At 62.3% G+C, this 13,822-nt stretch carries 17 protein-coding genes; 4 read left to right on the forward strand and 13 right to left on the reverse strand.

Features of this window, described 5'->3' with window-relative positions:
- Positions 1 to 44 precede the first annotated feature (44 nt).
- From MEFOE_RS02490 to MEFOE_RS02505, 4 genes are all read right to left on the reverse strand, one after another.
- On the reverse strand, positions 45 to 389 hold the full coding sequence (locus tag MEFOE_RS02490) for a HepT-like ribonuclease domain-containing protein (protein WP_067047779.1): 345 nt from the start codon (positions 387 to 389) through the stop codon (positions 45 to 47).
- Complete coding sequence (locus MEFOE_RS02495) at positions 382 to 675, reverse strand: nucleotidyltransferase family protein (RefSeq protein ID WP_067047782.1); 294 nt, start codon at positions 673 to 675, stop codon at positions 382 to 384. The genes MEFOE_RS02490 and MEFOE_RS02495 overlap by 8 nt, the downstream gene beginning before the upstream one ends.
- Before the next feature lie 130 nt (positions 676 to 805).
- Positions 806 to 1,135 carry a type II toxin-antitoxin system PemK/MazF family toxin gene (locus MEFOE_RS02500; RefSeq protein WP_067047785.1) on the reverse strand — a complete coding sequence of 110 codons (330 nt, stop codon included), beginning with the start codon at positions 1,133 to 1,135 and terminating at the stop codon, positions 806 to 808.
- Positions 1,132 to 1,323, reverse strand: coding sequence for a hypothetical protein (locus MEFOE_RS02505; RefSeq protein ID WP_067047789.1), 192 nt, complete (start codon positions 1,321 to 1,323; stop codon positions 1,132 to 1,134). Before MEFOE_RS02505 ends, MEFOE_RS02500 begins: the two co-directional genes overlap by 4 nt.
- Before the next feature lie 167 nt (positions 1,324 to 1,490).
- Between MEFOE_RS02505 and MEFOE_RS02510 the strand changes: the two genes are divergently transcribed.
- Complete coding sequence (locus MEFOE_RS02510; RefSeq protein WP_067047796.1) at positions 1,491 to 1,718, forward strand: hypothetical protein; 228 nt, start codon at positions 1,491 to 1,493, stop codon at positions 1,716 to 1,718.
- Positions 1,719 to 1,759: 41 nt separating this feature from the next.
- Here the strand turns inward: MEFOE_RS02510 and sepS are convergent, their stop codons facing one another.
- The 9 genes from sepS to MEFOE_RS02555 are packed head-to-tail and all read right to left on the reverse strand — an operon-like array spanning position 1,760 to position 10,292.
- Positions 1,760 to 3,361, reverse strand: coding sequence for an O-phosphoserine--tRNA ligase (gene sepS, locus MEFOE_RS02515; RefSeq protein WP_067047800.1), 1,602 nt, complete (start codon positions 3,359 to 3,361; stop codon positions 1,760 to 1,762).
- Positions 3,358 to 4,287 (reverse strand): 4-demethylwyosine synthase TYW1, encoded by a 930-nt coding sequence (gene twy1 / locus MEFOE_RS02520; RefSeq protein WP_067047801.1) that lies wholly within the window; start codon positions 4,285 to 4,287, stop codon positions 3,358 to 3,360. Before twy1 ends, sepS begins: the two co-directional genes overlap by 4 nt.
- Complete coding sequence (gene argS, locus MEFOE_RS02525; protein WP_067047803.1) at positions 4,268 to 5,932, reverse strand: arginine--tRNA ligase; 1,665 nt, start codon at positions 5,930 to 5,932, stop codon at positions 4,268 to 4,270. The genes twy1 and argS overlap by 20 nt, the downstream gene beginning before the upstream one ends.
- Positions 5,933 to 7,216: a peptide chain release factor aRF-1 gene (prf1, locus tag MEFOE_RS02530; protein WP_067047806.1), complete on the reverse strand. Its 1,284-nt coding sequence runs from the start codon at positions 7,214 to 7,216 to the stop codon at positions 5,933 to 5,935.
- A 54-nt stretch (positions 7,217 to 7,270) separates the two neighbouring features.
- Positions 7,271 to 8,113 (reverse strand): alpha/beta hydrolase, encoded by an 843-nt coding sequence (locus MEFOE_RS02535; RefSeq protein ID WP_067047808.1) that lies wholly within the window; start codon positions 8,111 to 8,113, stop codon positions 7,271 to 7,273.
- Positions 8,110 to 8,607 (reverse strand): NUDIX hydrolase, encoded by a 498-nt coding sequence (locus MEFOE_RS02540; RefSeq protein WP_067047810.1) that lies wholly within the window; start codon positions 8,605 to 8,607, stop codon positions 8,110 to 8,112. The genes MEFOE_RS02535 and MEFOE_RS02540 overlap by 4 nt, the downstream gene beginning before the upstream one ends.
- Positions 8,604 to 9,275, reverse strand: coding sequence for a 7-cyano-7-deazaguanine synthase QueC (gene queC, locus MEFOE_RS02545; protein ID WP_067047812.1), 672 nt, complete (start codon positions 9,273 to 9,275; stop codon positions 8,604 to 8,606). Before queC ends, MEFOE_RS02540 begins: the two co-directional genes overlap by 4 nt.
- A gap of 2 nt (positions 9,276 to 9,277) precedes the next feature.
- A complete protein-coding gene (locus tag MEFOE_RS02550; RefSeq protein WP_067047814.1) occupies positions 9,278 to 9,892 on the reverse strand; it encodes a 7-carboxy-7-deazaguanine synthase QueE in 615 nt (204 codons plus the stop codon).
- On the reverse strand, positions 9,879 to 10,292 hold the full coding sequence (locus tag MEFOE_RS02555) for a 6-carboxytetrahydropterin synthase (protein ID WP_067047816.1): 414 nt from the start codon (positions 10,290 to 10,292) through the stop codon (positions 9,879 to 9,881). Before MEFOE_RS02555 ends, MEFOE_RS02550 begins: the two co-directional genes overlap by 14 nt.
- A gap of 166 nt (positions 10,293 to 10,458) precedes the next feature.
- Here MEFOE_RS02555 and MEFOE_RS02560 point away from each other — a divergent pair, with 166 nt between their 5' ends.
- The 3 genes from MEFOE_RS02560 to MEFOE_RS02570 are packed head-to-tail and all read left to right on the forward strand — an operon-like array spanning position 10,459 to position 13,745.
- Positions 10,459 to 10,887 carry a 30S ribosomal protein S12 gene (locus tag MEFOE_RS02560; protein WP_067047818.1) on the forward strand — a complete coding sequence of 143 codons (429 nt, stop codon included), beginning with the start codon at positions 10,459 to 10,461 and terminating at the stop codon, positions 10,885 to 10,887.
- A gap of 2 nt (positions 10,888 to 10,889) precedes the next feature.
- Positions 10,890 to 11,522 carry a 30S ribosomal protein S7 gene (locus tag MEFOE_RS02565; protein ID WP_083523293.1) on the forward strand — a complete coding sequence of 211 codons (633 nt, stop codon included), beginning with the start codon at positions 10,890 to 10,892 and terminating at the stop codon, positions 11,520 to 11,522.
- A gap of 30 nt (positions 11,523 to 11,552) precedes the next feature.
- Positions 11,553 to 13,745 (forward strand): elongation factor EF-2, encoded by a 2,193-nt coding sequence (locus MEFOE_RS02570; RefSeq protein WP_067047822.1) that lies wholly within the window; start codon positions 11,553 to 11,555, stop codon positions 13,743 to 13,745.
- Positions 13,746 to 13,822: the final 77 nt, after the last annotated feature.

A 13,822-nucleotide genomic window follows, 5' to 3' on the forward strand; every position in this document is an offset into this window, starting at 1 on the left:
GGGCAGTTCATCCCCTCGATGAAACGTGTGAAACTTCGCCGGTCTTACGATATCTCTCCGAGGATCGTCTCGATCTGTTTCCTGAAATGCGGGAGGTCGGTGCGGGTCGTCTCCCAGATGATCCTCATGTCGACACCGAAGTAATGGTGGATGAGTTTGTCCCGCATCCCCGCGACGGCCCGCCACTCCACCCCGGGGTGCGCCTCCCTGAAATCGGCCGGGAGATTCTTCACCGCCTCCCCGATGATTTCGAGGTTTCGTATGACGGCGTCCTGAGTCTTTGTATCTCCGAGAAAATCGTCGAGAGTGATCGAGCCTGTATAGCGTTCTATGCGGTCGATGGCTTCGAGAATGTCATGACAATAGAGGAGGGGATCGGGCTCAGACATAGGCCGTCTCGCGTCCTATCCTCTCCCTCATCACCGGCTTGATGGCGGCGGGTGTCACCAGGTCGACCCGGGCGCCGAGCTGTTCGGAGAGGAACGCCTCCAGCTCCATGAAGGTGAAAAAACCGACCGGCCTGGAGAACTCGACCAGGATGTCGATGTCGCTCTCCGGCGTCTGCTCGCCGCGGGAGACCGACCCGAAGACGCCGATCTTCGCGACGTGGAAGCGGGTCGCGAGCTCGTCCTTGAGGTCTGCAAGGGTGGCGAGGACGGTCGACCGGGAGTGCATGAGGGGTGATCGGCGGGGGAGCGGGATAAATGTTGTGGGGTGTGGGGCGGATGAGAGGATCTCTGGCGTAAGTCTTGGTCGTTTGTATTTTTGGTAGAATTTTTATTGGTCGGGATCTCTTCGCCGCGGATCAGATCGTGAAAAGAGCGGCGAGTTTAGCATTGACCTCGTCCCTGAGGTCGTCGTCGAGTTCTCCAAGTTCGCCGACCATCAGGTCTTTCAGGACTGTTGCGATCTTGTCCAGCCTGATCACCGAATTGACCTTCAGGCCGCTTTTCGAGAAGCCTGCGTGTGACGTGGTGACGATGATCTCTGCCCGACCCGCTCTGGCAGGAATTTTTGATGAGATGAATGCGAGAACGACGTCGCGGTCCCCTTCGTGGAGGACGAGTGCCGGACGCAGTTTTGCCGCGGTGAGGTCGGTGAAAGGGAAGGGTATCAGGACGATCTTTCCTTTCATCGGTACACGACCTTCAGGTCCCTGACGGTATAGAGGTCGGGCTCCTCCTCCAGGAATGCGGAGAGCGACCGCTCCGAGAGTTTCATCATTGCTGCGGTCTCCCTCTCCTGGAGGAGTTCGTCCAGCTTTTCGGTGAGCACCCTGATGCTCTCCTTGATCTCCCTGACGTCCGCTTCGATACCGCTCATGGTGTACCTCTCCGGGAATTATGCAGATGATCGGCGGGACGGAACTATCAATCTTTGCGTTGTGGGATGCAATTGTCGGCAGGACAGGGGAATGGGATCGTACGACTCTCCGGTGGGCTCAGACATAGGCCGTTTCGCGTGTTATCCTCTCCTTCATCACCGGCTTGATGGCGGCGGGCGTCACCAGGTCGACCCGGGCGCCGTCGCAGGTCTACTATTTCTCCTTCTGCAAGGTCGCTATCCCCGACGAGGCCTCGGCGAGCGAGCCAGGAAGCAGTGCCATGGCGATAGGCGGCGCGGGGGATTGCTCCGTCATCTTCACGCCCGAGGAACTGGAAAAAACGTCTTACCGGAAAATGGACACGGGAGAGGACGATTCAGGGTCCTCTTCATAAAAGGTGGGGATGTATCGGGCCCGGCGTGATGGATTGGCCGATCACTCCCCGATCTCCCCCCGCACCGTCAAAAACACCGGCCCGCGGACATCCACCTTCCTCTTATTATCCGTGATATACCGCATCGCCCATTCGGGTATCTTCACGTTGATGTCGGAGGGCGTCTTCGCCATCTTCGTCTGCACCACAACGCCCTCGCCGACCCTCGCCGCCTCCTCGATCCGTGCCGCCGCCAGGTTCGCCGCTGCCATCAGGTACGAGATCCCGGTCGGGGCGCCATTCGCCCGCGCGTCCGCGAACTTCTCGGTGTCAGGGACGCCGAGCACCTTGCCGTCCTGCACGAAGACCTCGTTGAAGGTCGCCGGGCCGCAGAGTTTCGAGTTCTCCTCCGGCTCCTCGACATAGACCCTGATGTTTCGGCCCGCGAACGCCCCTTCGAAGGCGACGAAGGAGCACGGCCCCACCGCCGTGGCGTGCTCGGTCGCCGCCGCCATGATCGCGGAGACGAGACGCCGCCCCTCGACGGTCCGCGGCTCCTCGCGGAGACCGATCGCCGCCGCGATATCGCGGTCGGTGAGAGTGCGGGGGAAGAACTGCGGATACGTGAGTTTGCGGACGTCGTTCGCCTGGTACAGGATCATCGCCAGACGCTCGACCCCCAGGCCCAGGTTCATCACAGGCACGCCGACGCCGTACTCGCCCAGTGCCGAGGGCGAGTACATGCCGAAGGTGGCGACCTCCACCCACCCGATCTCCGGGTGCTTCGCATAGACCTCTGTCTGGGTGTCGGGGATGTAGTACTTCGACCTCTTCTCGTCAGGACGGAACTCGAAGTCCTCGAAGCCGAAGGCAGAGAGCAGGGCCTCGGAGACCGCCTTGCCGTCCTCGATCGTGACGTCCTCGCCCGCGATGATGCACGAGGCCGAGTGATAGGTCATGAGGCGGGTCGGCCCCTCCTCCTGCTCCCGGCGGAAACAGCGGTCGATCGAGAAGAGGCGGATCGGGTGGGCGTAGTGCTCCCACATCGACCCGAGAGAGAGGAACCACCCGCTCGTCATGTGGGAGCGGAGGGTCGTGTGCGAGGACTCGGGCTCAAGACTCCTGAACTCCGGGAAGACCGCATCCAGGACCCGGACCACCAGGCCGTCGTCGACCGAGAGAGAACCGGCGATCTCGTGGGTCAGTTCGTCGCCGTCGATCTCGGCCTTCTTGTAGGCGTGGAAGATCTTCTGGAGTTTCTCCTTCGCCTCCTCGGTCGTCACCGGCGCCTCCGCGTACTCGGCACCGATCATTGCCATCACCTGCTCCATCTGGCGGTCTGAGATCCCGATATTCGGCCGCGGCAGGCCGCCGAGATAGAAGACCCGGTCCAGGACCGCGCTCGCCTCGGGGCCGAACTGCCTGTAGACGTCCGACTCCTCGATCATCACCGGGACGCGGGCCTCGTCGAAGCCCATCGAGAGGTACACCTGGCGGAGCCTCTCGATCGTCTCCGCGATCGGGTGCGGCCTCGCACGCGTGTAGGCCTTCCGCGGGTACGTCTCCGCCAGGGCCGGCGGCGTCAGCACCTCGGGGCCCCGGTGCCATGCCTCTTCAAAGTCCTTCCTCGACAGTTCCTTCCTTTCCTCTGGATCAAATCTCATTCTGTTTCATCCCCTCTCTCTGTTCTCTCCATCAGGACGACCCTGGATATGGGGCTTTCGTCCACGATCCGGTAGTTTGTGCAGTGTCCGGCGACCTCCTCCGCAAAGCGGCGGATCTCCTCGTGCGCCGGCATGTTCTCCCGCGACAGGCGGTTACGACTGTATCCGAGATACATGTATCCCTTGATCTCGATAAAACGTGCGCCCGACGCCTCGTACTGCTCGGCATATCCGGCCGGGTCGATGTCGTTGATACCCTTCACGACTGTCGTCCTGACCGCCGACCTGCGGCCGGAGAGGAGTTTGAGACTCTCGTGGATCCTCTCCCACGACCCCTCCTCCGCCGGGTTGCAGAGGGGGAGGTAGGTCTCCTCGTCCGGTGCGTCCAGGGAGATATAGGTCTGGAAGGGGTGACAGCGAGCGATAACGTCGGGCCGCGTCCCGTTCGAGACCAGGAAGGTGGTGAAGCCCTCCGCGTTGAAGAGGTCGATCATCTCGGGCAGGCCCGAATACAGGGTCGGTTCGCCGGAGAGGGAGATCGCCACCATCGTCGGGTCGAGGGCCTCGGCAAAACGATCGGGTGTCACGTACTGCGAGACCTTGTACCCGGAGAGCGCCCTCTTCTGGAGGCCGCGGACCTTTTCAAGGATCTCCGCGGGCGTGCACTCCCTCTCCGCGGAGACATCGTGCTCGAAGGACCGCCAGCAGAAGAGGCAGCGCTGGTTGCAGCGGAGAGTCGGTGTCATCTGCACGCAGCGGTGGCTCTCGATCCCGTAGAACTGGTGCTTGTAGCACATCTCGCCGCCCTTCAGGGCGCGCTTGTTCCACATGCACGGCTTCACGGCCGCCGTGGCGTCGGGGGAAAAAAACTGGTAGCCCTGCTTTTGCAGGGCGACCCGTGCGTCTTCACATCGTGGAGATCGCATCGATACCAAGGGTTTCGAGAGATTCTTTCAGCGTGTTCTCTGCAGCCTTCACGAGAGTGAGCCTGCTCGCCCGCGTCTCCCCCTCGCTCTTCAGCACAGGCACGTACCGGTAGAAGGTGTTGAACTGGTCGGCGAGGTCGCGGGCATAGGTGGCGAGGAGGTGAGGCCGGAGTTCGCGGACCACCTGGTCGATCACCGCGGGGAAACGGGCGATCTGTTTGGCAAGGGCGATCTCGTGCTCGTCCGCGTACGCGAAGGCCTCGTCGAAGGCCCCGGCCTTCTCCAGGATCGAACAGGCGCGGGCATGAGAGTACTGGATGTACGGGCCGCTCTGGCGTTCGAAGTTCAGGGCCTCCTTCCAGTCGAAGACCGTCGACTTCTCCGGCGAGATCCTGACGATATCGTAGCGGATCGCGGAGATGGCGACGGCGCGGGCGATCTCCTCGCGCTGTTCGGACGGGAGTTCGGGCCTCCTCTCCGAGACCTCGGCGAAGGCCTTGTTCGTCACCTCGGCGACGAGTTCGTCGGCCGAGATGAACTTCCCGGCCCGCGTCGACATCGAGCCCTCGGGCAGGGAGACGAACTCGAAGATGACGATCTCCGGGGCCTTCTCGCCCAGGAGTTTCAGGGTGCACTGGAGCTGCGAACCGATCAGTTTGTGGTCGGCACCCAGCACGTCGATCATGCGGTCGGAGTTCCGGCCCTTCCAGGTGTGGAAGGCGAGGTCGCGGGCCGCGTAGACCGACGTCCCGTCAGACCGGCGGATCACGTAGTCCTTCTCGAACCCGCACTCCGTCAGGTCGAGAGAGAGCGTGCCCTCGTGCTTCGCCTGGGGCAGGCGGTCGATCCGGTCGATGATCCTCTCCATGTCGCCGTTCCGCACGAAGTCCGACTCCCAGACAAAGCGGTCGTGGACGACGTTGAGGTTCGCCATCGTCACCTTGAAACCGTCGAGGCAGTGGGAGACGACCTCGCGGAACTTCCTCTGCGTCTCCGGGTCGCCCTGCTCGATGAGCTGCATCAGGTGGTCGACCTCGCCGGTGATCGCGGGCTCTTTCTCGATCTCGCGGTTCGCGGCGATGTAGACGCGGGCGATGTGGTGGTCCTCCTTCTCGTCCTCAAGGCGCTCCTTCGGGACATGGTCGAAGCCCCAGGAGACGATGGCGATCTGGCGGCCCATATCGTTCACGTAATACTGGACCTCCAGGGGGTAGCCCGCCTTCCGGAAGCAGCGGGCCAGGGTGTCGCCGATGATCGAGTTCCTGATGTGGCCGACATGGAGGGGGCCGTTCGGGTTCGCACTCGTGTGCTCCAGGATCACCTTCCCGGCATGTGCCGGGAGGTTCCCGTAGCCGGGCTCCAGGGCTTCCCTGACCGCGTCCTGCACGTATGCGGCGTCCACGTGGAAGTTGATGTACGGGCCCTTCGTCTCGACCGTGATCCCTGCGTCGGCAAGACGCCCGGTGAGATCTGCCGCAAGGTCGGTCGCGATGACCATCGGGGACTTTCTCAGTTTCTTCGCGAGGGAGAAGGCGACGGTGGTCGCATAGTCCGCGTGCTCGCCGCCGTCTGTGAGTTCGACTGTCTCTTCTCCGGTGCACGCCCGGAGCGCCTCTTCTATCTGCCGGTAAGTTTCAAGGAACATTCAGTATCCCGTCCTGTATCTGAGGATCGCTGCAATCCCGCCGAAGGCGGAGTAGAGCATCGAGCCCTCTTCGAAGTCGTCTGAGATGATCTCGACCTTCGCACTGCTCTGGTCGGCGAGGGTCGTCATCTCCTCGATGATGTCGACTTCCTCCTCGATCTGGAGGGGGGAACTGCACTTCGGGCAGTTCCCGAGGTCGATATCCTTTGTCGTCTTGCCGGGCTCGGTCTTCACCGTCTTCTCCTCGCCGTAGCCGCAGTTCCCGCACCTGATCTTCAGGCGGGACTCGCGCAGCCTGTCGGAGAGGATCAGGACCGCGACGGCGCCGTCCTCGAGGTTCTTTCGCACGCTCTCCTCGCCGTAGGCGGCGACGCCGTCGTCCTTGACAAGTTCTTTCAGGAAGCGGTTCATCACTTCCTTCTCCTTGACGACCTCGACGCCCTTCAGGGCGTCCTGTGCGTTGTCGACGAGTTCGGCAAGGCCGCTCTCGTTCGTGTACGCGACGTCGAAGAGGCCGAGCACACGCTTCTGGACCTCGTGGTGGAGGAAGCCACCCTCGTTGAACTCCTCTTTCGTCGGCGACGGGCCGCCGATCAGGAGGCCCTGGAAACGGTTGAAGAAGTCCTTCTCGGCAAGGAAGGTGTCGCTCGCATGGTCGCCGACCTTTTTGTAGAACTCGTTGATGGCGATGAGACGCAGACGCTGGAATCGCACCGACGACTGACCGCCTTTACGCTGCTTGCCCGGCACCATCGAGGTGGACCCCCCGATGGGCTCGATCCTGTTGCCCCGCAGGAAGCCCCAGTACGCCTCTCGCCTGTCGATGACCAGAAGACCGTAGACCTGCTTCTCTTCGAGCATCTGCTTGAGGGGTTCGAGCTCGAAGTTCGAGGAGCAGCGGTACATGTACAGGTTGATGGGCTCGGGCGGGTGGACGATCTCGCACTGGAGGTCGGTGCGGTCGCCGACCGTGCTGACCGTCCCGCAGAAAACGGCCATGCCCTTTTCCGGCGGCCTCTTGAAGTATTTGAGCCGGGAGAGGATGGAAGAGATGGCGCTCTGCACGTTCGTTCGGGTCTGTTTGCTCTTGATGTTCGCGCACTGCCCGAACTCGTCCCGTAACTGGGCGGTCACGTCATAGATCTGCTTGTCCGGGGGGATATAGAGGGAGATGAGCTCGGTGCCGCTCCCTTGCTTCGCTTCGAGGCGTTCGAGCATCTTCTTGAACTCGTATCGCAGCCTCGCCGAGTCCATCTCCACTATATTTTCGGCGTTTTCGGTCATCTCTCATTCACCAGTCATCAAAGCTAGTACTTGTTCTCTTCAGATTCCTATAAATCACACGCATACGGCGATCACGCGGGCGTCCACCTCGGCATTGACGCCATGCGTCCCGTTGAACGGGACGAACTCTTTTGGTTCTTTCGCCGCGTCGGAGAGGGCCTGGCCGTCGGCGAAGGGGATCACCGGGTCGTCGGGGGCGTGGAAGACCGTGACAGGCCGCGGCGATATCGAGGCGACCGAGACGGAGGGGTCGACGGAGAGGAGGAACCGCCGTGCGTCCCCGGCGTACCTGTCGCCGGAGCGGCAGAAGCCCGAGGTCGAGACCCCGATATAGCCTGCGAAGGCCGGGTCGGCCGCCGCCGCCATCGCCGCGTATCTCCCGCCGTTCGACGCCCCCATCGCGTGGACGGGCGTGCCGGGGCAGCGTGCCACCAGCACCTCTCGCGCCGCGATCATGTCCGCGGCGACCGCGTACATCTGCGGCCAGTCGCCCTTCTCGAACACCTCGAAGTCGGCGTCGAAGTCCAGGGGGTGTCCGGGTGTTGCGCCGCCGTTGCCGCGGACGTCCACGATCAGGAAGGCGATGCCGTTCTCCGCGTACTCGATTGCCCGGTCGCGGTGCGCCTCCTTCTTCACCCCGGCGCCGGGTGCGTAGACGATCCCCGCCCGCGGGTCTGCCGGTGCGGCGAGCAGGCAGGCGACCTCGACGTCGCGGTGGAGGACGATCTCCGAGACGGTGACATTCCCGGTCGTGTTCTGGACCGTCTCGTCGTAAGACGGCGTCGGCACGGAGAGGGAGAGGACACCGTCCCCGTCCACTCCATAGGACGGCGCCGCCGTGCACCCCGCGGCCGCCAGGACGACGACCAGCAGGACGCCGAGAACGCCCTCCCTCATCGCAGGCACCGGCAGAGGGCCGCGATCGTCTTCGCGTCCGAGATCCGCCCGTCCCGGCACATGGCGACGGCCTTTGCGAGGGGCATCCTGACCACCTCGATCACCTCGTCGTCGTCAGGGTCGAACTCCCGCGACGGCGTGAGGCCGCGGGCCTCGAAGAGGTAGACCTTCTCGTCGGTGAAACCCGGCGAGGTGTAGATGAAGCCCCGCGGGATGAACTCGTCGGCGGCGATCCGGCACTCCTCGACGAGTTCTCGCCGGGCCGTCTCGATCGGTTCCTCGCCCGGCTCCAGAGTCCCGGCCGCCGCCTCATAGATGTACTCTCCGATGGCGAAGCGGTACTGCCGCACAAGGTAGCAGTCCTCCCCCTCGATAGGGAGCATCACCGCGGCGTTGCCGGGTTTGACGACGACTCTTTCCTTCTCCTTCCCGTTCGGGAGGGTGTACCTGTTCAACTCGACCGAGAGCCTCTTTCCTGTGTAGATCACGGTCATGGCCGCACCTCGTACGGGATCGGGTCCTCGATGCCGAGGGCGCGGAAGGCTTCGAGCCTGAAGTGGCAGGACTCGCAGACCCCGCAGGCGGTATCGTTGGTGCTGTAGCAGGACCAGGTGTGCTCGTACGGCACGCCGAGGGCGAGGCCCCTCTCCAGGATCTCCGTCTTGTTCATGTGCACGAAGGGCGTCATCAACCGGATCGGCTTTTCCTGCGCCGTGCCGAGGTCGACGGCACGCTGGAAGGCCCGGATGAACTCTTCCCGGCAGTCCGGGTAGCCCGAGAAGTCTGAGGACTGCACCCCGATAAAGACCGCGTCGGCGTCGCGGGACTCGGCAAAACTCGTCGCCATCGCCAGGAGGTTCCCGTTCCTGAAGGGGACGTAGGTCTTCGGGACACCCGCGTGCTCCTCCCTGAAATCGTTCACCGGGATCTCCTCGTCGACAAGGGCGCTCTTTCCGAACTGCCTGAAGTAGCCGACGTCCACTTCGAGGAACTCCTTCGCCCCGAGGAGGCCGGCGACCGTCCGTGCGCACTCGCGCTCCTTCCTCTCTGTCAGCTGGCCGTAGTTGAGGTGGAGGGCGAGGACATCGTAGCCCATATCTTTCGCCACATAGGCGAGGGTGGACGAGTCCATCCCGCCCGAGAGGAGGCATACCGCTTTCATCCTTACTTCATCTCCAGGTACTTGTGGAGCTGGATCTGGAAACGCACCGGGAACCCCGACTCGAGCACCCAGCGCGCGATCCCCTTTTCGTCCGCGCCGTACACCGGCGAGACGAAGACCTCGCCCTTTATCGGGCAGTGTTTGAGGACCTTCTCGACATAGGCGAGGTCCTCGTTCGTGCCGACGACGAACTTCACGCTGTCCTTCTCCCTGATATACGGGAGGAGGGAGAGGTCGCTCGTCTCCCCCGACGACGGGCACTTCACGTCCATGCAGACAGAGGCGAAGGGCTGGACAGGCCTGAAGTCCACCGTCCCGTTCGTCTCGATCTCGACGGCATAACCCATCCCCGACAGGCGGCGGGAGGCCTCGACCACCTCGTCCATCTGGAGGAGAGGTTCGCCGCCGGTGAAACAGACCGTCCGGCACTTTTTGCGCCAGAGGTGGTCGAGGAGAGCATCGGCCGCGACCTCTTTCCCGGCGGTTGCGTCCTGCGCCTCCGGCGTGTCGCACCAGGCGCACGCCAGGTTGCAGCCTGCAAGCCTCACGAACGCGGTCGGCCTGCCCTGCTCTGTCCCCTCGCCCTGGAGAGAGTAAAAGACCTCACAGATCCGCATCGGTCGCCTCCGCGTAGCAGGTCTCCGCTTCCCAGACCCGGATCTTCTCGACGCGTGCGTCTCTCCCGTCCGTGCCGCACATCTCGTTGATGAGACCGGCGATCACCCTGGCGAGCACCTCGCTCGTCGGGTCGCCGGTCGTGGTCACCACGTCCTGGAACTGCCGCAGGCAGGCCACCATCGGGTCATCCTCGTTGAGGACCACCTGGTGGTCGAACCGGTCCACGACCTCTTTAATATCATTGTAGTCGATGAGAATACCGGTCGTCTCGTCGGGCGTCCCCCTGATCCAGACCTCGACCCTCCACCTGTGACCGTGGAGGCGGTGGCACTTCCCCTGGTAGTGGAGGAGGCGGTGACTCGCGTCGAAGTAGGTTTCTTTGTAGATACAGGTGACCATCACCTATCATTCGGCGGGTGAGGATATAAGATTATTATAGTGGACGTCCCATGAATACTACAAGATTTCGAGATGATGGAGAATATATAAATTCATTCCGCGCTTTGGTATATACCACAGTGAGGAGTTTCCACATCGAGAAAATCTACTCTAAAGAGGGTATTCAATGGGAATGGGTAAATTTGCAGCCAGAAAGCTGAAGCGTGACGCCAACAGCACCCGGTGGAGCGACAAGAACTACGCTCGCCGCGAACTGATGCTCGATATCAAGTCTGATCCCCTCGAGGGCGCCCCGCAGGCCCGTGGCATCGTGCTCGAAAAGGTCGGTGTCGAAGCCAAACAGCCGAACTCGGCCATCCGTAAGTGTGTCCGCGTGCAGTTGATCAAGAACGGTCGCCAGGTCTCGGCCTTCGCCGTCGGCGACGGCGCGATCAACTTCATCGACGAGCACGACGAGGTCACCATCGAAGGTATCGGTGGCCGTCTCGGCAGGTCGAAGGGTGATATTCCTGGTGTTCGTTTCTGTGTCACCAAGGTGAACGACGTATGCCTCCAGGAAATGGTCCTCGGCCGTAAGGAGAAGCCGCGCAGGTGATCATGATGGTGGAAGAAGTAGAAACTCCTGTCCAGGAACAGGTAGAACAGGTAGAAGAGAAGGAAGCCGGCGTACCGAGGCTCCTTTTCAACAAGTGGGACCTTTCCGAAGTCCAGATCGCCGACCCCGGCCTTCTCCGCTACGTGAACCTCACCTCGATGATCGTCCCGCACTCCTGCGGCAAGCTCTCCCAGCAGCAGTTTGCCAAGAGTGAGATGCTCATCGTCGAGCGGCTCATCAACAAGCTGATGCAGAAGGAACAGAACACCGGCAAGAAGCAGGTCACGATCGGGATCGTCGAGGAAGCCTTCGACAGGGTCAATAAGAAGACCAAGAAGAACCCGGTCCAGGTGCTTGTCGACGCGATCGCCAATGCCGGCCCCCGCGAGGAGACCGTCCGCCTGAAGTACGGCGGCATCAATGTCCCGAAGGCGGTCGACACCGCCCCGCAGCGCCGGGTCGACTCCGCCCTCGGCTTCCTCGCCATCGCCACCTACAACGGCTCCCACAAGAGCAAGCGCTCGGCTGCCGACGTGCTCGCAGACGAGATTATCGCTGCGGCGAAGGGCGATGCAAAGGCCTACTCCGTCTCGAAGAAAGAAGAACGCGAACGTGTTGCAAAGGCTGCACGGTAAAACCCTTTTTTTTGGTTCTGAGGCACTCCCATGACACGAAGAAAAAAGATGGTAGAGCGGGTCACCGAGCTGATGGACAAGCCGGACCGGATCCGCAACATTGGTATCGTAGCACACATCGACCACGGGAAGACCACCCTTTCTGACAACCTGCTTGCAGGCGCCGGGATGATCTCCGAGGAGCTCGCCGGTCACCAGCTCTTCATGGACTCCGACGCGGAAGAGCAGGCCCGCGGCATCACGATTGACGCCTCGAACGTTTCGATGGTCCACGAGTACAAGGGGCAGGAGTACCTCATCAACATGATCGATACTCCGGGCCACGTCGACTTCGGCGGCGACGTCACCCGTGCGATGCGTGCGGTGGACGGTGCGGTCGTCGTCGTGGACGCTGTCGAGGGCACCATGCCCCAGACCGAGACGGTGCTCCGCCAGGCCCTCAAGGAGGGTGTCAAGCCTGTCCTGTTCATCAACAAGGTGGACCGCCTGATCAACGAGATCAAGGTCGACCAGACCGAGATGCAGATCCGCCTCGGGCGTGTCATCGACAAGGTGAACAAACTCATCAAGGGCATGAACGAAAAGATGTACAACGATGGCTGGAAGCTCGACGCCGCACAGGGCACCGTCGCCTTCGGCTCCGCGCTGTACAACTGGGCCGTCTCTGTCCCGTACATGAAGACGTCGGGCGTGAACTTCGGCGAGGTCTTTGACCGCTGCCGCGCCGAGGACATGAAGACTCTCGCCAAGAAGAGCCCGCTCGCTGACGTTCTCCTTGACATGGTCGTCAAGCACCTGCCAAACCCTATCCAGGCACAGGACCGCCGTGTCCACATCATCTGGCACGGCGACTACGAGTCTGAGGTCGGCAAGTCCATGATCGGCTGTGACCCGCACGGTCCTATCGCCATGATGGTCACCGACATCTCCTTCGACCCGCACGCGGGCGAGGTCGCCACCGGCCGTCTCTTCTCCGGCACTCTCCGCCGCGGCGAAGAGGTCTACATCTCCGGCACCGCCGGGAAGTCCAACCGCCTCCAGCAGGTCGGTATCTTCATGGGCCCCGAGAGGATCGAGGTCGAGAGCCTCTGCGCCGGCAACATCGCCGCCGTCACCGGTCTCAAGGACGCGATCGTCGGTTCCACCGTCACGTCGATGATGGACATGACGCCGTTCGAGTCTCTCCAGCACTACTCCGAGCCTGTCATGACCGTTGCGGTTGAGGCGAAGAACATGAAGGACCTTCCGAAGCTCGTCACCGTCCTCCGGCAGGTCGCGAAGGAAGACCCGACTGTCCGCGTCACGATCAACGAGGAGACCGGCGAGCACCTGATCTCCGGCATGGGCGAACTCCACCTGGAGATCATCACCGGTCGTATCAAGCGCGACAAGGGCGTCGAGATCGTCACGTCCCCGCCGATCGTGGTGTACCGCGAGACTCCCACCCAGAAGGCGGGTCCGGTCGAGGGTAAGTCCCCGAACCGCCACAACAGGTTCTACATCGAGCTCGAGCCCCTGAGCGACGAGGTCGTGCAGCTGATCAAGGACGGCGAGATCACGATGAACCTCCCTGAAATCGAGAGGCGTGACATCCTGATCAAGGCCGGTTTCGAGAAGGATGAGGCGAAGAACCTCAGGGCCATCGAAGCGACGAACATGTTCTTCGACATGACCAAGGGTATTCAGTACCTCAACGAGACGATGGAACTTGTCCTCGAAGGCTGGCGCGAGGCCCTTGCGGGCGGTCCGCTTGCCGAGGAACAGGTGCAGAACCTGAAGATCCGCCTCGTCGATGTCAAGCTCCACGAGGACGCGATCCACCGTGGTCCGGCGCAGGTCATCCCCGCGGTCCGTTCCGCGGTCAAGGCCGGCATCCTGATGGCCGGCGACTCCCTCCTCGAGCCGCTGCAGAAGATCCAGATCACTGTCCCGATGGACCAGATGGGTGCCGCAACCGGTCAGATCCAGGGACGGCGCGGTCAGGTCTTCGACATGCAGAGCATGGGCGACACGATCACTGTCTCCGGCAAGGCGCCGGTGGCGGAACTCTTCGGCTTTGCCGGCGACATCCGCTCCGCGACCGAGGGCCGTGCGATGTGGTCCACCGAGTTCGCCGGTTTCGAGGTTGTTCCCCAGGGTCTCCTCCCCGAGGTCGTCAAGGCGATCCGGAAGAGGAAGGGTCTGAAGGAACAGATCCCGAGGCCTGACGATTATCTGGCGTGAGCAGAGGAGCGCACAACCGTTCCCGGGGAATACCCTCCCCACCAATCTTTTTTGGGAGGGGTGTCGTTCTGCTCTTT

Origin of the sequence: Methanofollis ethanolicus, from assembly GCF_001571385.1 — an archaeon.
Lineage (GTDB): Archaea > Halobacteriota > Methanomicrobia > Methanomicrobiales > Methanofollaceae > Methanofollis > Methanofollis ethanolicus.